The 20,147-nt window shown below is 67.1% G+C and carries 18 protein-coding genes; 7 read left to right on the top strand and 11 right to left on the bottom strand.

What is annotated here, in order from left to right; all coding sequences use genetic code 11:
* Nucleotides 1-122: 122 nt before the first annotated feature.
* The 7 genes from icd (at nucleotide 123) to EJI01_RS02135 (ending at nucleotide 8,273) form a co-directional block, all read left to right on the top strand.
* Entirely contained in the window at nucleotides 123-1,382 is a 1,260-nt protein-coding gene (gene icd / locus EJI01_RS02165) for an NADP-dependent isocitrate dehydrogenase (RefSeq protein ID WP_126835461.1), read from the top strand.
* Between the two features lie 210 nt (nucleotides 1,383-1,592).
* A complete protein-coding gene (gene clpS / locus EJI01_RS02160) occupies nucleotides 1,593-1,952 on the top strand; it encodes an ATP-dependent Clp protease adapter ClpS (protein WP_106559544.1) in 360 nt (119 codons plus the stop codon).
* 54 nt (nucleotides 1,953-2,006) lie between these two features.
* Nucleotides 2,007-4,328: an ATP-dependent Clp protease ATP-binding subunit ClpA gene (gene clpA, locus EJI01_RS02155; protein ID WP_126835460.1), complete on the top strand. Its 2,322-nt coding sequence runs from the start codon at nucleotides 2,007-2,009 to the stop codon at nucleotides 4,326-4,328.
* Between the two features lie 79 nt (nucleotides 4,329-4,407).
* On the top strand, nucleotides 4,408-5,865 hold the full coding sequence (cls, locus tag EJI01_RS02150; RefSeq protein ID WP_126835459.1) for a cardiolipin synthase: 1,458 nt from the start codon (nucleotides 4,408-4,410) through the stop codon (nucleotides 5,863-5,865).
* 2 nt (nucleotides 5,866-5,867) lie between these two features.
* Entirely contained in the window at nucleotides 5,868-7,307 is a 1,440-nt protein-coding gene (gene sbcB / locus EJI01_RS02145) for an exodeoxyribonuclease I (protein ID WP_126835458.1), read from the top strand.
* Nucleotides 7,308-7,324: 17 nt separating this feature from the next.
* Entirely contained in the window at nucleotides 7,325-7,729 is a 405-nt protein-coding gene (locus tag EJI01_RS02140) for a DUF3224 domain-containing protein (RefSeq protein WP_126835457.1), read from the top strand.
* A gap of 22 nt (nucleotides 7,730-7,751) precedes the next feature.
* Nucleotides 7,752-8,273, top strand: a complete 522-nt coding sequence (locus EJI01_RS02135; RefSeq protein WP_126835456.1) for a GNAT family N-acetyltransferase — start codon at nucleotides 7,752-7,754, stop codon at nucleotides 8,271-8,273.
* A 2-nt stretch (nucleotides 8,274-8,275) separates the two neighbouring features.
* On the opposite strand, the gene EJI01_RS02130 is transcribed toward EJI01_RS02135, so the two are convergent.
* From EJI01_RS02130 to EJI01_RS02080, 11 genes are all read right to left on the bottom strand, one after another.
* Nucleotides 8,276-9,556: an amidohydrolase family protein gene (locus EJI01_RS02130; RefSeq protein WP_126835455.1), complete on the bottom strand. Its 1,281-nt coding sequence runs from the start codon at nucleotides 9,554-9,556 to the stop codon at nucleotides 8,276-8,278.
* 4 nt (nucleotides 9,557-9,560) lie between these two features.
* The gene (locus EJI01_RS02125) at nucleotides 9,561-10,484 is read right to left on the bottom strand and encodes an ABC transporter permease (protein WP_126835454.1); all 924 of its coding nucleotides are present in this window, start codon (nucleotides 10,482-10,484) and stop codon (nucleotides 9,561-9,563) included.
* Nucleotides 10,481-11,542: an ABC transporter permease gene (locus EJI01_RS02120; RefSeq protein WP_126835453.1), complete on the bottom strand. Its 1,062-nt coding sequence runs from the start codon at nucleotides 11,540-11,542 to the stop codon at nucleotides 10,481-10,483. Before EJI01_RS02120 ends, EJI01_RS02125 begins: the two co-directional genes overlap by 4 nt.
* Nucleotides 11,543-11,627: 85 nt before the next feature.
* A complete protein-coding gene (locus EJI01_RS02115; RefSeq protein WP_126835452.1) occupies nucleotides 11,628-13,154 on the bottom strand; it encodes an ABC transporter ATP-binding protein in 1,527 nt (508 codons plus the stop codon).
* Between the two features lie 146 nt (nucleotides 13,155-13,300).
* Complete coding sequence (locus EJI01_RS02110; RefSeq protein ID WP_126835451.1) at nucleotides 13,301-14,302, bottom strand: BMP family protein; 1,002 nt, start codon at nucleotides 14,300-14,302, stop codon at nucleotides 13,301-13,303.
* Nucleotides 14,303-14,455: 153 nt separating this feature from the next.
* Nucleotides 14,456-15,085, bottom strand: a complete 630-nt coding sequence (upp, locus tag EJI01_RS02105) for a uracil phosphoribosyltransferase (RefSeq protein ID WP_126835450.1) — start codon at nucleotides 15,083-15,085, stop codon at nucleotides 14,456-14,458.
* 29 nt (nucleotides 15,086-15,114) lie between these two features.
* Nucleotides 15,115-16,524, bottom strand: coding sequence for a URC4/urg3 family protein (locus tag EJI01_RS02100; RefSeq protein ID WP_126835449.1), 1,410 nt, complete (start codon nucleotides 16,522-16,524; stop codon nucleotides 15,115-15,117).
* Between the two features lie 82 nt (nucleotides 16,525-16,606).
* Nucleotides 16,607-17,923 carry a GTP cyclohydrolase II gene (locus EJI01_RS02095; RefSeq protein WP_126835448.1) on the bottom strand — a complete coding sequence of 439 codons (1,317 nt, stop codon included), beginning with the start codon at nucleotides 17,921-17,923 and terminating at the stop codon, nucleotides 16,607-16,609.
* A 135-nt stretch (nucleotides 17,924-18,058) separates the two neighbouring features.
* A complete protein-coding gene (locus EJI01_RS02090; RefSeq protein WP_126835447.1) occupies nucleotides 18,059-18,544 on the bottom strand; it encodes a DoxX family protein in 486 nt (161 codons plus the stop codon).
* Complete coding sequence (locus EJI01_RS02085) at nucleotides 18,541-19,302, bottom strand: DNA-binding domain-containing protein (protein ID WP_126835446.1); 762 nt, start codon at nucleotides 19,300-19,302, stop codon at nucleotides 18,541-18,543. Before EJI01_RS02085 ends, EJI01_RS02090 begins: the two co-directional genes overlap by 4 nt.
* Nucleotides 19,299-20,141: a DUF692 domain-containing protein gene (locus tag EJI01_RS02080; RefSeq protein WP_126835445.1), complete on the bottom strand. Its 843-nt coding sequence runs from the start codon at nucleotides 20,139-20,141 to the stop codon at nucleotides 19,299-19,301. The genes EJI01_RS02085 and EJI01_RS02080 overlap by 4 nt, the downstream gene beginning before the upstream one ends.
* Nucleotides 20,142-20,147 lie beyond the last annotated feature (6 nt).

The following is a 20,147-nucleotide window of genomic DNA, read 5'->3' as shown; positions in this document are numbered from 1 at the left end:
TATGGGCTCGGTTGACAGAGCCTTCGGACTCCTCCGGTTGCGTCTAAAATTCTACGGCTATTCAGCCGGCTGGAAACCTAGTGTCTTTCCAGCCTTCAATTCATCCCCGGAGCCCTTGCCTCATGTCCAGCTATCAGCACATCAAAGTCCCGGCCGAAGGCCAGAAGATCACGGTCAATGCCGACAACTCGCTCAATGTGCCTGATCAGCCGATCATTCCCTTCATCGAGGGCGACGGGACCGGTCTCGACATCACGCCCGTGATGATCAAGGTGGTCGATGCGGCAGTGGCAAAGACCTACGGCGGCAAGAAAAAGATCCAGTGGATGGAGGTCTACGCCGGCGAGAAGTCGACGAAGGTCTACGGCCCCGACGTCTGGCTGCCCGAAGAAACCCTGCATGCGGTGCGCGACTACGTGGTCTCGATCAAGGGGCCGCTGACCACGCCGGTCGGCGGCGGCATCCGCTCGCTCAACGTCGCGCTGCGCCAGGAACTCGACCTGTATGTCTGCCTGCGCCCCATCCAGTACTTCGAAGGCGTGCCCAGCCCGGTCAAGGAGCCGCACAAGACCAACATGGTGATCTTCCGCGAGAACTCGGAAGACATCTACGCCGGCATCGAGTTCGAAGCCGAAAGCGAAAAGGCCAAGAAGCTCATCAAGATCCTGCAGGACGAATTCGGCGTCAAGAAGATCCGTTTCCCGAACACCTCGGGCATCGGCATCAAGCCGGTGTCGCGCGAAGGTACCGAGCGCCTGGTGCGCAAGGCGATCCAGTATGCGATCGACAACGACAAGCCCAGCGTGACGATCGTGCACAAGGGCAACATCATGAAATTCACCGAAGGCGGCTTCCGTGACTGGGCTTATGGCCTGGCCGCCAAGGAATTCGGCGGCGAGCTGATCGACGGCGGCCCCTGGATGAAGTTCAAGAATCCCAAGACCGGCAAGGAAATCACCGTCAAGGATTCGATCGCCGACGCATTCCTGCAGCAAATCCTGCTGCGCCCGGCCGAGTACAGCGTGATCGCCACGCTGAACCTGAACGGCGACTACGTGTCCGACGCGCTGGCGGCGCAGGTCGGCGGCATCGGCATCGCCCCGGGCGCCAACATGAGCGACACCGTCGCCATGTTCGAGGCCACCCACGGCACGGCGCCCAAGTACGCCGGCAAGGACTACGTAAACCCCGGTTCCGAGATCCTCTCGGCCGAGATGATGCTGCGCCACATGGGCTGGACCGAGGCGGCCGACTTGATCATCCGCTCGATGGAAAAATCGATCGCCAGCAAGAAGGTGACCTACGACTTCGCCCGCCTGATGGACGGCGCGACACAAGTCAGCTGCTCGGGCTTCGGCCAGGTGATGATCGACAACATGTAAATTCCGGCGCCCGAAGCGTCGGCTGACGCCTCGTGTGCGAAGCCCCGGCCCCGCAAGGCGCCGGGGCTTTTTCGTGGAGGGCCTGCGGCACGCAGCTTGCATGCGCCGATGGCGGCAGTTCCCCAGGCATCCGTCTTGAATGTCACAAAGCCGCCACCAGTTGTGCCGTTGCGCAAGTACAACCGGCGGCGCCTCTATAAAATGATTTTCATGGCTACCAAAATCCCCTCGACTCCCCCTACGCCGCCGGCGGTGAAGCCGGGGCGGGACGACGGCGATGCGGTCGTGATCGAGCGGCGGCCGCAAAAAACCGCGCCGCCGCAGATGTATCAGGTGGTGATGCTCAACGACGACTACACGCCGATGGAGTTCGTGATCGTCGTGATCCAGGAGTTCTTCAACAAGGACCGCGAGACCGCCACCCAGATCATGCTCAAGATTCATCTCGACGGTCGCGGCATCTGCGGGGTCTATTCTCGCGACATGGCGGCCACGAAGGTCAATCAGGTGATGGAAGCGGCGCACCAGGCCGGGCATCCGCTGCAGTGCGTCAGTGAACCGGTTGAATAAATCGCGCTCCAACCCATCTGAGTAATTATTTACAGCAAGGCAAAAGGAAATCACATGATTGCCCAGGAACTGGAAGTCAGCTTGCACATGGCTTTTGTCGAAGCCAGGCAGCAGCGCCACGAGTTCATCACGGTGGAGCACCTGTTGCTCGCTTTGCTGGACAACCCGAGCGCCGCAGAGGTTCTGCGCGCCTGCTCGGCCAACGTCGACGACCTCAGGGCGTCCCTCACCAATTTCATCAAGGACAACACGCCCCAGGTGGCGGGTACCGACGATGTGGATACCCAGCCCACGCTCGGTTTCCAGCGCGTGATCCAGCGCGCCATCATGCATGTGCAATCCACCGGCAACGGCAAGAAGGAAGTCACCGGCGCCAACGTGCTGGTCGCGATCTTCGGCGAAAAGGATTCGCACGCGGTCTACTACCTCCATCAGCAGGGCGTGACGCGCCTCGATGTAGTGAACTTCATCGCCCACGGCATCAAGAAGAGCGATCCGCCGGAAGCCGCCAAAGGCAGCAGCGAGTCGTCCTCCGGCGAAGGCGAGGAGGGCGGCGGCGAGAAGAACGAGAAATCGTCCCCGCTCGAGCAGTTCACGCAAAACCTCAACCAGCTTGCCAAGGAAGGCAAGATCGATCCGCTGATCGGCCGCGAGTACGAGGTCGAGCGCGTGATCCAGATCCTGTGCCGCCGGCGCAAGAACAACCCGCTGCTGGTGGGTGAGGCCGGCGTCGGCAAGACGGCGATCGCCGAGGGCCTGGCCTGGCGCATCACGCAGAACGACGTGCCCGAGATCCTGGCCGAGTCCCATGTCTACTCGCTCGACATGGGCGCGCTCCTGGCCGGCACCAAGTACCGCGGCGATTTCGAGCAGCGCCTGAAGGGCGTGCTCAAGTCGCTCAAGGACAAGCCGAATGCGATCCTCTTCATCGACGAGATCCACACGCTGATCGGCGCCGGAGCGGCGTCGGGCGGCACGCTCGATGCGTCGAACCTGCTCAAGCCGGCGCTTTCCAGCGGCCAGCTCAAGTGCATCGGCGCGACCACCTTCACCGAGTACCGCGGCATCTTCGAGAAGGATGCGGCCCTGTCGCGTCGTTTCCAGAAGGTCGACGTGGTCGAGCCGACGGTGCAGGAAACCGTCGACATCCTCAAGGGCCTGAAGTCGCGCTTCGAGGAGCACCACGGCGTGAAGTACGGCGTGGCGGCGCTGCAGGCCGCGGCCGAGCTGAGCGCCAAGTACATCAACGACCGTCATCTGCCCGACAAGGCGATCGACGTCATCGATGAGGCCGGCGCCGCCCAGCGCATCCTGCCCGCGAACAAGCGCAAGAAGACCATCAGCAAGGCAGAGGTCGAGGAAATCGTCGCCAAGATCGCGCGCATTCCCCCGGCCAACGTCTCGAACGACGATCGCGGCAAGCTGCAGAACATCGAGCGCGACCTGAAGAGCGTCGTGTTCGGACAGGACAAGGCCCTCGAGGTGCTGGCCTCGGCCGTCAAGATGGCGCGTTCGGGCCTGGGCCGCGAAGACAAGCCGATCGGCTCTTTCCTGTTCAGCGGCCCCACGGGCGTCGGCAAGACCGAAGCGGCCAAGCAGCTCGCCTACATCATGGGCATCGAGCTGATCCGCTTCGACATGTCGGAGTACATGGAGCGCCATGCGGTGAGCCGGCTGATCGGTGCGCCTCCGGGCTACGTCGGTTTCGACCAGGGCGGCCTTCTGACCGAGGCCATCACGAAGAAGCCGCACGCGGTGCTCCTGCTCGACGAAATCGAGAAGGCGCATCCGGACATCTTCAACGTGCTGCTGCAGGTCATGGACCATGGCACGCTGACGGACAACAACGGACGCAAGGCCGACTTCCGCAACGTCATCATCGTCATGACGACCAATGCGGGTGCCGAAACCATGAACAAGGCGACCATCGGCTTCACCAACCCGCGCCAGGCGGGCGACGAGATGGCCGACATCAAGCGCCTGTTCACGCCGGAGTTCCGCAACCGCCTGGACGCCACCGTGAGCTTCAAGGCTCTGGACGAGCAGATCATCCTGCGCGTGGTCGACAAGTTCCTGCTGCAGCTCGAAACCCAGCTGGCCGAGAAGAAGGTCGACGTTACCTTCACCGACGCGCTGCGTAAGCACCTGGCGAAGAAGGGCTTCGATCCGCTGATGGGCGCGCGGCCGATGCAGCGCCTGATCCAGGACACGATCCGCCGCGCCCTGGCCGACGAGCTGCTGTTCGGTCGCCTCCAGGAGGGCGGCCGCCTGACGGTAGATCTCGACGACAAGGAAGAGGTCCAGCTCGACATCCAGCCGGTCGCGAAGAAAGAAGGGCGCGCGAAGCCCGAAGCGGAAGAGGCTGCAACGGGCTGATCCGCTCGTCCGGAGTCCACTCCCGAGGCCGGTAGCATTGCGCTACCGGCCTTTTTTCATTCATCGACCTCTTTCGCCCTTGATCCTCCCCGAGCTCAGCCACGAATGGAAGACCGGCCTCTCCCTGGCATGGAGCGGCTACATCGCGGTGTTGTCCGTCTGGATCGTGATGCAGAAGCGCGCGCCGGTGTCGACGATGAGCTGGATTCTCTCGCTGGCGCTGCTGCCCTTCGCCGGCTTCGTTATCTACTACTTCCTCGGGCCGCAGCGCTTGAAGAAGCAGCGCCTCAAGCGGCTGCGCAGCCGTGCGATCGCCCAAGCGCCGGCCGACGTCGCCACGCTGCGCGAGGCCGCGGAACGTGCGCCGCCGGCCCTGCGCCAGATGGCCGCGCTCGGAACGGCCGCCTGCGGCCTGCCGGTGTCGAGCGCGACGGCGGCCGATCTGCTGTCCGGCGGCGCCAGCACCTTCGACGCCATCTTCGAGGCGATCAGCGGCGCACGCGATCACATCCACCTCGAGTACTACATCTTCGAGCCCGACACCATCGGCACCGCGCTGCGCGAGCTGCTCGTCGAACGCGCGCGGGCGGGCGTGACTGTGCGCCTGCTGCTCGATGCGCTCGGCTCCAAGCGCATCGGCCGCAAGTTCATGGCGCCGATGCATGCTGCCGGCATCCAGATTGCGCTGTTCCACGACACCCGCATCGGCCGCCGCTTGCGGCCCGTGACCAACTACCGCACCCACCGAAAGATCGTGGTGTGCGACGGGCGCATCGGCTTCACCGGCGGCGTCAACATCACCGACGACGAAGACCGGCGGGTGCGGCCCGACGCGTATCACGACGTCCACCTGCGCATCGAAGGCAGCGCGGTGCGCTGGCTGCAAACCACCTTTCTCGAAGACTGGACCTATGCCACCGGCGAAGACCCGCGCCGCATGGACGAAGCCATCGACAGGCTGCTGCCGCGCCTGCCGGCCGAGGAGGGCGCGGGCGACATCCCGGTGCAGATCATCACCAGCGGCCCCGACAGCGGCCTCGAAGCCATCCATCGCATGCATGTCGCTGCCATCCACTCGGCCGCGCAGCGCGCCTGGCTGACCACGCCGTACTTCGTGCCCGGCGAGCCCGCACTGATGGCGCTCACCAGCGCTGCGCTGCGCGGCGTCGATGTGCGCCTCCTGGTGCCGCGGCGCAGCGACTCGCTGATCGTGAGCGCCGCGGCGCGCTCCTACTACGACGAGCTCATCGCGGCCGGCGTCAAGATCTGGGAGTACAAGGCGCGCATGCTGCATTCCAAGACGCTGGTGGTGGACGACAACTGCGCGATGATCGGCACCGCCAATTTCGACAACCGCAGCTTCCGGCTCAACTTCGAGGTCTCGGCCGTCATCTACGGACCGGCGCTCGCCAAGCCGCTCGCCGCCCAGTTCGAAACCGACCTTCACAGCGCCGCGGCCGTGCGTGCCAACCGGAAGCGCAGCTTCCTTCCCCAGCTCGGCGACGCGACGGCACGCCTTTTCTCACCTTTGCTCTGACGATGTCCCAAACCTTCCTCTGGCACGACTACGAAACCTTCGGTGCCGTGCCGCGCCGCGACCGGCCATCGCAGTTCGCCGCCATCCGCACCGACGCTGCGCTCAACGAGATCGGCGAGCCCTTGATGATCTACTGCAAGCCCGCGCCGGACTATCTGCCGAGTCCGGAGGCCTGCCTGATCACCGGCATCACGCCGCAGATCTGCCTCGAACGCGGCGTTCCGGAGCATGAGTTCGCCGCCCAGATCGAGCGTGCGTTCTCGCAGCCCGGCACCATCGGCGTCGGCTACAACACCATCCGCTTCGACGACGAGGTGACGCGCTTCCTGTTCTGGCGCAATCTCATCGACCCGTATGCGCGAGAGTGGCAGAACGATTGCGGCCGCTGGGACCTGCTCGACGTCGTTCGGCTCACCTATGCCTTGCGGCCCGACGGCATCGAGTGGCCGAAGAAGGAGGACGGCACGCAGAGCTTCAAGCTCGAAGACCTGGCACGGGCCAACGGGCTGCTCCACGAATCGGCCCACGATGCGCTGTCGGATGTGCGTGCCACCATCGCGCTGGCGCGCCTGATCCGCGACAAGCAGCCCAGGCTCTTCGACTTCGCCTTCGCGCTGCACAAGAAGGACCGGGTCGCGAGCGAGCTCGGCCTGCCGGCCACGCGCGAGACGACACGGCCCTTCCTGCACGTTTCCGGCATGTTCCCGGCCGAGCGCGGCTGCCTGTCCGTGATGTGGCCGCTCGCAAGCCATCCGACCAACAAGAACGAACTGATCGCCTGGGACCTGGCGCACGACCCGAGCGAGCTGCGCGACCTCGACGTCGCGACGCTGCGCCAGCGCCTCTTCACGCGCAGCGCCGATCTGCCCGAGGGCGTGCTGCGCCTGCCGGTAAAGAGCGTGCACCTGAACAAGTCGCCGATGGTGGTCGGCAACCTGAAGACCTTGGCGCCGGCCATGGCCGCGCGCTGGAGCATCGATATCGAAGCGGCGCTGCGCAACGCCGCGCTGGCGGCCGCCTTGCCCGACATGAGCGCGATCTGGCCGCAGGTGTACGAACGCCCGCGCGAGGCAACGCCGGACGTCGACGAAGACCTCTACGGCGGCTTCGTCGGCAACGGCGACCGGCGGCGGCTCACGCAGCTGCGCAGCCTTTCGCCGGCCGAGCTCGCGCACGCGCGCACCGGTTTCGACGATCCGCGGCTCGAAGAGCTGTTGTTCCGCTACCGGGCCCGCAACTTCCCCGATACGCTGAACGAAGAGGAAACCGAACGCTGGGAAGCGCATCGCGTCGCGCGCCTGCTCGAAGGCGAGGGCGGGGTGCGCAATGTCGACCAGCTCTTCGCCGAGATCGACGCGCTGGCGGAGACGGCCGACGAACGGGGCGAAGAAATTCTCGGCGCGCTCTACGAATATGCCGAGGCGATTGCGCCTTCGGTTTGAGCAAAGGAATGGAAGTCATGAACGGGAAAGCAAGCGGCACATTCGAAGTACAGATGCAGCCGCTTTGGCAGAGCGAGCAAACCGAAGGTGCGACGCTTGGCCGCATGTCGCTCGACAAGAAGTTCCAGGGCGAACTTGAAGGCGCCGGCAAGGGTGAGATGCTGAGCGCGGTCACCGCGATCCCGGGCTCTGCCGGCTACGTGGCCATCGAGCGCGTAACGGCCAGCCTGCACGGCCGCGCGGGCAGCTTCGTGTTCCAGCACACCGGCACCATGACGCGCGGCGCGCAGCAACTGTCGATCGTCGTCGTGCCCGATTCGGGCACCGGCCAGCTTGCCGGGCTTGCGGGCAAGCTGGCGATCCGCATCGAAGGCGGCAAGCATTTCTACGACTTCGACTACAGCCTGCCCGACGGGCAGTGAAGAGCGGTGAAGTCCTGAGGCCATGAGCATTCGCCGCCTGACTCCTGCCGACGCCGAGGCCTACCGGGCGCTCATGCTCGAAGCCTACGAGCGCCATCCCGACGCCTTCACCTCGACGGTGGCCGAGCGCGGCACGCTGCCCTTGTCATGGTGGACGGAACGGCTCGATGCATCGACGATGGCACGGCAGATCGTGCTGGGTGCGTTCGCCCCCCAGGGCCTGCTGGCGGGCGCGGCCGGCATTCTTTTCGACTCGGGCGAGAGATCGCGGCACAAGGCGAAGCTGTTCGGCATGTATGTCGCGCCGGCCGCCCGGCAAGGCGGCTTCGGCCGCCGGCTGGTGCTGGGCCTGCTCGCCGAGGCTGCGGCGCGCGAGGGCGTCAAACTGGTCCAGTTGACGGTGACCGAGGGCAACGATGCCGCGCAGGCGCTCTACGAGCGCTGCGGCTTTGCCGCCTTCGGCGTCGAACCGTTCGCCGTCGCGCAGGGCGGCATCTTTCTATCGAAGGTCCATATGTGGCGCGCGGTCGCTGCGCTGGCCTGAGCTCAGTTCTTCGGATGCATCCAGGCTGTGGCCGCCGGCCGGTCCGCCAGGTGCAGGGCCGCCGTTGCAGCCGGCGTCTCGGCCAGCAGTCGGCCCTTGCGATACACCTTGAGCCGCGTCGCGCGCAGCCGGATCGCCTCTACGGAATCGCGCGCCTGCAGCAGCACGAAGCTCGCATCGCAGCCCGCTTCGAGGCCGTAGCCTTCGAGTCCGAACACTTTCGCGGCATTGACCGTGACCGCGTCGAAGCACTGCCGGATGCCGCTCTGGCTCGTCATCTGCGCCACGTGCAGGCCCATGTGCGCGACCTCCAGCATGTCGCCCGAACCCATGCCGTACCAGGGGTCCATCACGCAGTCGTGGCCGAAGGCGACGTTCACGCCTTGGCGCATCAGCTCGGGCACGCGCGTCATGCCGCGCCGCTTGGGGTAGCTGTCGTGGCGGCCCTGCAGCGTGATGTTGATCAGCGGGTTGGCAACCACGCTGACGCCGGCCTCGGCGATGAGCGGCAGCAGCTTGCTCACGTAGTAGTTGTCCATCGAATGCATCGAGGTGCAGTGCGAGCCGGTGACCCGGCCCTGCAGTCCGAGGCGCTGCGTTTCGAAGGCCAGCGTCTCGATGTGGCGCGAAAGCGGGTCGTCCGATTCGTCGCAGTGCATGTCCACCGGCAGGCCGCGCTCGGCAGCCAGCTCGCACAAGAGCTTCACGCTCGCGGCGCCATCGGCCATGGTGCGTTCGAAGTGCGGAATGCCGCCGACCACGTCCACGCCCTTGTCGAGCGCGCGTTTCAGGTTGGCTACGCCGCCGGACGAGCGCAGCACGCCGTCCTGCGGGAAGGCGACCAGCTGCAGGTCCAGGTAGGGTGATACGCGCCGCTTGACTTCGAGCAGCGCATCGACCGCGAGCAGGCTCGGGTCGCTGGTGTCCACATGGCTGCGGATCGCGAGCAGGCCCTTGGCGACGGCCCAGTCGCAGTAGGCGAGTGCGCGTTCGATCAGCGCCTCGGCCGTGAGAAGCGGCTTGAGCTCGCCCCACAGTGCGATGCCTTCGAGCAGCGTGCCGCTCTGGTTGACGCGCGGCTGGCCGTAGCTCAGCGTCGCGTCCATGTGGAAGTGCGGGTCGACGAAATGCGGCGCGACCAGCAGGTCCTGAGCGTCGAGCTTTTCGTGCGCCGGTGCATCGAGGCTCGCCGTCACTTCGACGATGCGGCCGTCCTGCACGGCAATCGACATGCCGGTGCGGCCGTCGGGGAGGGTGGCGTTGTGAATCAGAAGATCGAGCATGGCTTCAGCGTTCGCCTTTGCGGTACGGCTTCATGAGGGCTTGTGGATAGCTGGCCCTGCGCGCCACCAGCACCAGTGCCACGATCGACAGCACATAGGGAAGCATCAGGTAGAGCTGGTAGGGCAGCACGGCATCGCCCGATTGTTGCAGCCGCAGTTGCAGCGCGTCGAAAAAAGCGAAGAGCAGCGCGCCCAGCAGGGCCTTGCCGGGCCGCCAGGAGGCGAACACCACCAGCGCCACGCAGATCCAGCCGCGGCCGTTGACCATGTTGAAGAAAAAGGCGTTGAAGGCCGATAGCGTGAGGAAGGAACCCGCCACGCCCATCAGCGCCGAGCCGGCGACGATGGCGCCGCTGCGCGTGGCGGCCACCGAGACGCCCTGGCCCTCCGCCGCCTGCGGGTTCTCGCCGACCATGCGCAGCGCCAGGCCCAGCGGCGTGCGGTACAGGATGTACGCGAGCACCGGCACCAGCAAGAGGGCGAACAGCGTGAGCGGCGTCTGCGCATCGAGCACCGGGACATGCAGCCACTCCATCGGCGCGAAGGGCGTCACTGTCGGCGGCGTGTTCACCTTCGGAAAGCTCACGCGGTAGCCGTAGTAGCTGAGCGCCGTCGCCAGCAGCGTGATGCCGAGGCCCGACACATGCTGCGACAGCGCGAGCCCGACGGTGAGAAAGGCATGCAGCAGGCCGAAGACCGCGCCCGTCAGCGCGGCCACCGCGACGCCGATCCACAGCGGCGCTCCGGCATACACGGCGAGCCAGCCGGCGAAGGCGCCCGCAACCATGATTCCTTCGATGCCGAGGTTCAGCACGCCCGCGCGCTCGCACAGCAGCACGCCCAGCGTGCCGAAGATCAGCGGCGTGGCGATGCGCAGCACCGCGACCCAGAACGAGGCGTTCGACAGGATGTCGGCGATGTCGCTCATCTCCATCGCGCCCGGTATTGCGTGAGCAAGGTCGCCACCAGCACCGCGATCAGCGAGGCCGCCACGATCACGTCGGCGATGTAGGTCGGCACGCCGATCGCGCGGCTCATGGTGTCGGCGCCCACCAGGACGCCGGCGACGAACACGCCCGCCGCCAGCACGCCCAGGGGATGCAGCCCGGCCAGCATCGCGATCACGATGCCGCTGTAGCCGTAGCCCGGCGACATGTCGAGCGTGACGTAGCTGGTGCGGCCCGCCACCTCGATCGCGCCCGCCAGCCCGGCCAGCGCGCCCGAAAGCAGCGCCACCAGCACGACGGTGCGCGTGACCGGCACGCCCGCAAAGGCGGCAGCGCGCGCATTCGCGCCGGTCGCACGGATGTCGAAGCCGATCACCGTGTACTTGAACAGCACCCAGACCAAAACAGCCAGCGCGCCGGCCCACAACAGGCCGGTGTGCACGCGGGTCTGCGCGATCAGCCGGCCGAGTTCGAGCTCGGGCTGCAGCGACACGCTCTGCGGCCAGCCCATCGCCGTCGGGTCCTTCATCGGCCCGTCGAGCATCGCCGAGACGCCGAGCAGCACGATGAAGTTGAAGAGCAGCGTGGTCACCACCTCGTCGACGCCGAGCTTGTTCTTCATCAGCGCCGGTCCGAGCAGCAGCAGGGCGCCGACGGTCGCAGCCGCGCCCATCATCAGCGGGAACAGCAGCCAGGTCGGGAGCGCGAAGCCGGTGCCGCCATGCAGCCCGCCGACGGCCACGGCCGCGAGCGCGCCGCCGTAGAGCTGGCCCTCGGCGCCGATGTTGAAGAGCCGGGCCTTGAAGGCCACGGTGGCGGCCAGCCCCGTAAGGACCAGCGGAATGGCGCGCGTCAGCGTTTCGCTCCAGGCGAACACCGAACCGAAGCCGCCTTGCAGCAGCAGGGCGTAGGTGCGGCCTACCGGTGCGCCGGCCCAGAGCACCAGCAGCGCGCTGACCAGCATGGTGAACACGACCGCGCCGAAGGGCGCGAGCACCAGGGCCGCGCGAGATATTTCATGACGACGCTCCAGCCTCATGGATGTGGCCCCCACGCTCGGCACTGCGTGTCCTCGCTGCCTCCGGAGGGGGCGCGAGCTCGCTTGGGGCGGCCCGGCGCTGCGCTCATGAACCGGCCATCGCCAAGCCGATGGCTTCGCGCGTCCAGGCCGAGGCCGGCCGCGGCTCGCCGAGCTGGCCGCCGTGCATCACGGCCACGCGGTCGCCCAGCGCGAGCACCTCGTCGAGATCGTCGGAGATCAAGAGCACCGCGGCGCCGGCATCGCGCGCCGCGATCAGTTGCTGCTGCACATAGGCGACGGCGCCGACGTCCAGGCCCCAGGTCGGCTGGTGCGCCACGATCAGGCGCCCGGTCTTGCCATGGCTCTTCGGCGCATCGGGCGCCAGCAGTGCCCGCCCGAGGATCAGCTTCTGCATGTTGCCACCCGAGAGCGAGCGCGCAGGCGATTCGAGCCCGGCGCCGCGCACGTCGTAGGCTTTCTCGATGCGCCGCGCATGCGCGCGTGCGCCAGCGCGCCGCACCCACAGCCAGCGCGAGAAGGCCGTGCTGCGTAGACGCTCGGACACTGCGTTTTCCCACACCGGCAGGTCGCCCACCACGCCGACCGCGTGCCGGTCTTCCGGGATGCGCGCCACGCTGCGCTGGACCAGCCGCGCAGGCGATGCCGGCAAGGCACGTCCCATCAGCTGAGCCGTGCCGCCGGTGGCGCGGCGCGTGCCGCAGAGCAGCTCCGCCAGCGCGACCTGGCCATTGCCCGAAACGCCCGCGATCGCCGTGATCTCGCCGGCCCTGAGGGTGAGCGTCACATCCGTCAGCCGGTCGTGACCGCTGCCTGCCGTTTGCACATGGTCCAGCACGCAGACCGCGTCGCCCACCTGCCGCGCCGGGCTGCGCACCACGCCTTCGATCGCATGGCCGACCATCCACTGCGCGAGCTGCGCCTGCGTGGTCTCGGAGGTGCGCGCTTGGGCTACCAGCTTGCCGCCGCGCAGCACCGCGATGCGATGCGACACGCGCAGCACCTCGGCCAGCTTGTGACTGATGAAGATGATCGACAGGCCCTGCGCCACCATCTGCGCCAGTGTGCGGAACAGCGCCTCGCTCTCCTGCGGCGTCAGCACGGCGGTGGGCTCGTCGAGGATCAGGATGCGCGCGCCGCGGTACAGCGCCTTGAGGATCTCGACGCGCTGCCGCTCGCCGACCGAGAGGCTGCCGATCGTTGCGTCCGGCTGCACCGGCAGGCCGAAGCGCCGCGAAACTTCGAGCAGCCTGGCACGCGCCGCACTGCGCCGCGAGAAGCCCTGCCACAGCGGCTCGGTGCCTATCATCACGTTGTCGAGCACGCTCAAGTTGTCCGCCAGCGTGAAGTGCTGGTGCACCATGCCCACGCCCGCGGCCAGCGCCGCCTTCGGATTGCCGGGCGCGAGCGGCCGGCCGAAGGCCTCGATCTCGCCCGCGTCGGCTGTGTAGTGGCCGAACAGGATCGACATCAGCGTGGACTTGCCGGCGCCGTTCTCGCCCAGGAGCGCCAGCACTTCACCGGAGCGCAGTTCGAGCGAGATGGCATCGTTGGCGACCAGCGTGCCGAAGCGCTTGGTGATGGCCCGAAGCGAGAGGACGGTCGCCAACAATTATTCTCAGTTGGGACAAAGGCCCCGCGCAGCGGCGGCCTTCGTTCGGGAAACACCGCGGAACCGGCTTTGCCGGGCCGCTGGTGTTGCCCCCGGTGAGGGGGTTGGCGCAGCGACACGCAGCGCGCGAAGCCTGGGGGAGAGCTTCACTTTGCCGTGGACTTCGGCTGGCCGTCGTCCACTTTTACCGTGAACTTGCCGGAAAGGATCTCGGCCTCCCTGGCCTTGACCTTGGCGACGATGTCGGCCGGCACCTTCTTTTCGAAGGTGCCCAGCGGCGCCAGCTCGGAGCCCTTGTGCTTCATCATCGAATACGGGCCGTAGTCCTCGGCCACGAACTTGCCTTCCTTCACCAGCTTGATCGCACGGTCCGCCGATGGCTCGAAATTCCAGAGCGCCGAGGCGACCACGGTGTCGGGGTATTTGTCCTGCGTATTGATCACGTTGCCGATCGCGAGCTTGCCCTTTTCCTTGGCCGCGTCGCTGACGCCGAAGCGCTCGGCGTACATGACGTCGGCGCCCTTGTCGATCATCGCGAAGGCGGCTTCCTTGGCCTTGGGCGGATCGAACCAGCTGTTGATGAAGCTCACGCTGAACTCCACCTTCGGATTGGTTTCCTTCGCGCCGGCCATGAAAGCGTTCATCAGCCGGTTGACCTCGGGAATCGGGAAGCCGCCGACCATGCCGATCTTGTTGGTCTTGGTCATGCCGCCGGCCACCATGCCGGAGAGGTAAGCCGGCTCCTGGATGTAGTTGTCGAAGACCGAGAAGTTGGGCGCCTGCGGTTTGAGCGAGGAGCCCATCAGGAAGGCCGTCTTCGTGAAGTCCTTCGCCACCTTGCGTGCGGCTGCCTCGACGCCGAAGACCTCGCCGAGGATCAGCTGGTTGCCGGCCTGCGCGTACTCGCGCATCACGCGCTCGTAGTCGGCGTTGGCGACGTTCTCGGTCGCCTTGTATTCGATCTCGCCGCGCGCCTCCGCAGCCTTCAGCGCCTTGTGGATGCGGCCCACCCATTGCTGCTCGAAGGGCACGGTGTAGACCGCCGCCACCTTGAGCTTGGCCTGCGCGAGCGCAACGCCGGGCGCACCGGCCGCGAGCGCGGCGGCGATGGCGACCGAACGGATGATCAGATGACGGCGTAGGAACACGGGCTTCTCCTCAGGTTGCAAAAAATCGCTGGTCCGAACGATCCTGGATCTCTTCGTGAAACACCGCGGAACCGGCTTTGCCGGGCCGCTGGTGTTGCCCCCGGTAGGGGGTTGGCAAAGCGACACGAAGTGCGCGTAGCCTGGGGGCGAGCATCATTTCGTGCCGAAGATGCGGTCGCCGGCATCGCCCAGGCCCGGCAGGATGTAGCCGTGGCTGTTGAGCTCGCGATCGATGGCGGCGGTGTAGATCGGCACGTCGGGGTGCGCGACCCGGAAGGTCTTGATGCCCTCGGGGCAGGTCAGCAGGCAGACGAACTTGATCGATTTCGGGTTCAGTTCCTTGAGCCGCTCCACCGCGGCGACCGCCGAATTGCCGGTGGCCAGCATCGGGTCGACCACGATGGCGTCGCGCTCTTCCATGCCGCCGGGCATCTTGAAGTAGTACTCGACCGCGGTCAGCGTCTTGGGGTCGCGGTACAGGCCGATGTGGCCCACGCGCGCACCCGGCACCACGCTCAGCATGCCGTCGAGAATGCCGGTGCCGGCGCGCAGGATGGAGACCAGCACCACCTTCTTGCCATCGATCACCTTGGCGTTCATCGTCTCGAGCGGGGTCTCGATCTCGATGTCCTGCATCGGCATGTCGCGCGTGACCTCGTAGGCCATCAGCATGCTGATCTCGTTGAGCAAGCGCCGGAAGCTGTTGGTGCTGGCTTCCTTGCGGCGCATCAGCGTGAGTTTGTGCTGGACGAGGGGATGGTCGACGAGGTGGACGTTGCTCATGAGAGAGTTGTTATGAAAAAAAGAGAAGTCTAGAAGACCGTGCCGTCGCTCTCGATGCGCAAGGGTGGCTCACCGCCACGCAAGCGTTGTGCCATCGCCCGGCCGGCAGCCCAGGTGCCGCCTTCCAGAATGCGGGCCAGCGGCAGCTCTTCTTCGCTGCGGTCGAGCACTTTGCGCACCCGGGGCGCGAGCTCGTCGAGCAGCGCGACGGTGAGCGCGCGCCATTCGACGATGAACTCGTCGCCCACCTTCCATGTGCGTTCGAGCAAGGCCGGGTCCCTGGGCACGATCACGCCGCTGTCGAGCAGGAGGCCGCCGTTGCGGTACTCGGGCAAGGCGGTCAGCGCCTCGAGATGGCGCACTTTGACGCCGGCCCACTCGAAAGGCTCGAGCAGCGAATAGGTCAGCCATTGCGAGAGCTTGTGGAAGGGCATCCAGCCGTTGGTGAGCCCCGGCCCGCGCACCGCGCTGTGGCGCCAGCAGTCGCCCAGCGCCAGTGCCGGGTCGCCTGAGCCGATGCCGCCGGCGGCATCGCTGCCATCGGCCGCGAGGCTGTCGATCGCATTGGCGGCAGGCCAGATGCGCGACAGCGATTCGAGCAGCAGCGAGAGGATCTCGTGCGCCGTGGTCTCGGCCGTCGGCGGCGCGGCCGGCCCCAGCGGGCTGACCAGCGCGTCGAAGATGCCGCCCGGCCGGCCGTCGTCGCCGAAGGTCTCAGGCTGTTCGCTCATGGCTTCGCCGAGCCGGCGCAGCAGCGTGGCGCGGCCCGCGAGGCCCACGATCGGATTGACTTCGCTGACCTGGAAGGCGTCGCCCAGGCGGTCGGTCACCAGGCCGCGCAGGCCGGCCGCGTCGGCTTGCAGCGGGCGGTCGGGGTTGGAGGAGAAAAGGCCGCTCGTGAAGGCGTGGAAGCTGGCGACGCCCAGGCCTTCGGAGCGCGTGAAGCGCTTGCCGGTGGACGGCTCGATGTAGTGCCATTCGGGTCCGGCGCCGGCATCGAGCAGCACGCTCACCAGCACCAGGTCGATGTGGGCGCGGGCGCGGTGGGGCCCGTCCACGGGGCCCAGCAGCCGATCGAGTTCCTTGAGGCGGTTCACGTTGCCGGCCTCGAAGTGGCGCCAGCGGCTGTGGTACGGGATGGTGTCCCAGGGGTAGCGTTCGCGCGTCACCTCGGCCACGGTGCGGGCGGTGTCTTCGAGCGCAGCCTCGTCGCCGATGGTGAACCATTCAGACTCGCCGCGGCGCGCCCGCCCCAGCAATTGGGCGGCGCGGATGCGTACCGCCCGGGTGGTGCGCAGGAAGGCCGCGGCACCCGCGGGCTGCGTGGTGTCGGCCACGAATTCGAGCGCCGGATCGACATGACCGTCGGCATCGGCATGGCGCACGGCCGCGTTCGAGGTGGGGCGATCGGGATCGAGCCCGTAGTTGTCCTTGCTCATTCGTACTCCCCCAGGCTTGTCACTTCGTGTACGGCGCCACCCCCCTCAAGGGGGCCCGCGCCTTCGGGCGGCCGGGCGGCGCTCATTGATCCAGCTTCCGGCCCTTGGCCTTCTTGAGTTCCTCGGCATCCGGCACCAGGCCGGGCGTAAAGTAGCCGGCCGCCATCTTGGCGTCCATCTCGACGCGGGCGTCGGCCGGGATCAGTTCGTCGGGGATGTTCACGCGCGTGCCGATCTCGATGCCGGAGCCGGTGATGGCGTCGAACTTCATGTTGCTCATCGAGACCAGGCGATGGATCTTGCGGATGCCGAGCCAATGGAAGACGTCGGGCATCAGCTCCTGGAAGCGCATGTCCTGCACGCCGGCCACGCACTCGGTGCGCGCGAAATACTGGTCGGCGGTGTCGCCGCCCAGCTGGCGCTTGCGTGCGTTGTAGACCAGGAACTTGGTCACTTCGCCCAGCGCCCTGCCTTCCTTGCGCGAGTAGGCGATCAACCCGACGCCGCCGCGCTGCGCGCCGCGGATGCACTCTTCGATCGCATGCGTGAGGTAGGGCCGGCAGGTGCAGATGTCGGAACCGAACACGTCGGAGCCGTTGCACTCGTCGTGGATGCGCGCGGTGAGCTCGACGTCCGGGTTGGCCAGGTCGCGCGCATTGCCGAAGATGTAGAGGGTCTGGCCGCCGATGGGGGGCAGGAACACCTCGAGGTCGGAGCGCGTCACGAGCTCGGGGTACATGCCGCCGGTCTCTTCGAAGAGCACGCGGCGCAGGTCGGTCTCGGAGCAGCCGAAGCGCTTGGCGACCTCGGGCAGGTACCAGACCGGCTCGATCGCCGCCTTGGTGACCATCGCCGCGCCGCCGGCCGTGAGGAACTTGCCGTCGGCCTTCAGGCGGCCGGTCTGCAGCGCCTCGATCACCTCGGGCAGGATCACGTGCGCCTTGGTGATGGCGATGGTGGGACGGATGTCGTAGCCTGCCGCCAATTCGGTGGAGAACACGTCGGCCACCAGCGCGCCCCAGGGATCGAGCGAGACGATGCGGCCGGGCTCGCTCCACTGCGGATAAGGGCCGATCACGTCGGTCGGCGCGGTGTTGGTGAGGTCGGCCTTGTGCTCGCGCTTGAGCGCACCGGCCGCGACGGCCAGCGCACGGTAGACGCTGTAGGAGCCGCTGTGCGTGCCGATCACGTTGCGATGCGCGCGCTTGGTCGTGGTGCCGACCACCGGGCCGCGTTCGGCGGCGGTAGCGGCGCCCCACTGGATGGGCAGGGCGCCGAAGCCGCCCGCGTGCGAGGTCAGGCGAATATGGGGCCGCTGGAAGGACGCGGACGGGGAAGAGGGCTCGAGGTTCGCGGAAAGAGGTGGCGTGGAAGGAGTCGGAACGGTGTCAACGGACATTGCAGGCCCTCAAAAAACACAATGTAGCGAGGGCTTCTGCGACTGGCAAGCGACGAGCCAGGCGCCGGGCTGGCCGAAGCCGGACTGCACCCCCTCGGGGGGCAGCGACCACACGAAGTGAGGGAGCGTGCGCGCCTAGTTGATTCGAAGCAGGCGATCGATGGAGAGCGCGCCGCCGCCTCGGCCGACCAGGTAAAGCAGCAGCGCGGCCCACGAGAGGTGCGTGGGCCATGCGTCCGGATAGACGAAGACCTGGATCACCAGCGTCATGCCCAAGAGCGCAAGCGCCGACAGCCGCGTGAACAACCCCAGCACCAGCAGCACCGGAAACAGGTGCTCCGCATAGGCCGCGAGGTGCGCCGCGATCTCGGGTGGCACGAGCGGCAGCTTGTACTCGGTGCGGAAGAGTTCGTAGGCGCTGTCGGTCAGCGTGAGGAAACCCTCGACCTTGGTGCGGCCCGAGAGAAAGAAGATCGCGGCGATGGCCACGCGCGTGGCCAGGGCCAGCACGTCGTGCGGCACGATGCGTGTGAGCCGTTCGGCCAGCAGGTTCCAGCGTGCGCGAAGGCCGTGCTCATCGATCGAGCTCGCGGCGTTGGAGGCGGTAGCGTTCGAGTTCATGGTGTTCTTTCGGTGAAGGCGCCCGCGCGCAGCAGGCTTTCGAGGAGGGCAGCGAGATCGGCATCGGCGTCGACGGCGAGCGCGCGTTCGGCCGCTTCGGCCAGCGGCAGACCGGCGGCGCAGGCATCGAGAAAGGCGCAGCCGGCCCTCGTGATCGCGCGCCAGACCACGGTGTCGGCGGGACGCGTGAGCAATGCGCCTTCGCCTTGCCAGACGAGCTCTTCTTCATCGTCGCCGGGGGCGCGGTTGCGCGCCCAGATGCTGTAGACCGGCTGCTGGTCGAACCAGGCCCAGCGCGCGGCCGGATGCAGTTCGAGCACCAGCGTCGCGAGCAACTCAGGCACGCAGCGGGCGAGCCATGCGGCATCGAGCACGGGCGCATCCTCCGCGGCATGGGCCTCGCACCACAACGCATCGAGGCGCGCCACGCCGGGCAGGTAGGGCAGTTCGGCAGCCGGCTCGAAGTTATGCAGGAACTCGGCGAAGCCGCTGCCGTAGTTCATCAGCCGGCCATCGTGCGGCGGCGCGGCCGCGACGTGCAGCGCGGCCGCGGCACGGAACCATTCGCTGCCCACCAGCCGCGCCACGACGGGAAAGTTGGCTTCGAGCGCATCGACGCAGCCTTTCATCACGGTGTTGCGATAGACCGCGAAGGCGGGCTGCGCCGCGAGCTGGCGCAAGACAGGATCCGCGATGTCCTGCGGTGCGAACAAGGCCTTGGCGAAGGCGTCCTGGAACTGCGCGAGCGGCGTGCTCATGCCACCACCTCCTGCGCGAGGCGGCGCAACTCGGCATCGGCTTGCGAGCGCTCGCCCATCAGTTCATCGAAGGCCGGCACATTGCCGTCGCGCTCGATCAGCGTGGGGCGGGGGCCGGCACGCTCGATGAAGCGGCGGTAGAGGCGCCAGACCTCCTGTGCGAGCGGTGCGTCGTGCGAGTCGATCAAGAGCGCCTCGCCCAGCGTCGGGTCGAGTGCATGGCCCGCGAGATGGATCTCGCTGACCAGTGCCGGCGGAAAGCGGTCGAGCCATTGCTCGGCCGAGTAGCCGAGATTGCGCGCCGACACATGGACGTTGTTGATGTCGAGCAGCAGCGTGCAGCCGGTGCGCCGCGCGAGCTCGGCGAGGAAGTCGATCTCGTCCCACTCGTGCCCGTCGAAGCGCAGATAGTGGGAGGGGTTCTCGATCGCGATCGACGTATTCAGCGCGTCCTGCGTGCGCGCGATGTTCGCCGCGATGCGATGCAGCGCCTCGGTGCTGCGCGGAAAAGGCAGCAGGTCGGGAAAGTGCTGGCCCTTCCAGGCCGACCATGCGAGATGTTCGGAAATCAATGCGGGCTGGATGCGCCGTGCGAGCGCCGCCAGCCGCTGGAGGTGCGCGGCATCCGGCTCGGCATCGCCCGCGAGCGAGAGCGAGACGCCGTGCAGCGACAGCGGATGGCGCGCGCGGATCGCTTCCAGCCACCCGAGCCGCGGCCCGCCCGCCACCATGTAGTTCTCGGGATGCACCTCGAACCACAAGCCCTCGACCTGCGCCGCGAGCGCGGCGTCGTAGTGTTCGGGCTTGAGGCCGAGGCCGGCCGTGAGGGCGGTGGACATGGCGGC

This window comes from Variovorax sp. MHTC-1, assembly GCF_003984645.1.
Taxonomy (GTDB): domain Bacteria; phylum Pseudomonadota; class Gammaproteobacteria; order Burkholderiales; family Burkholderiaceae_C; genus Variovorax.
This window is presented reverse-complemented; position numbering and strand designations above follow the sequence as displayed.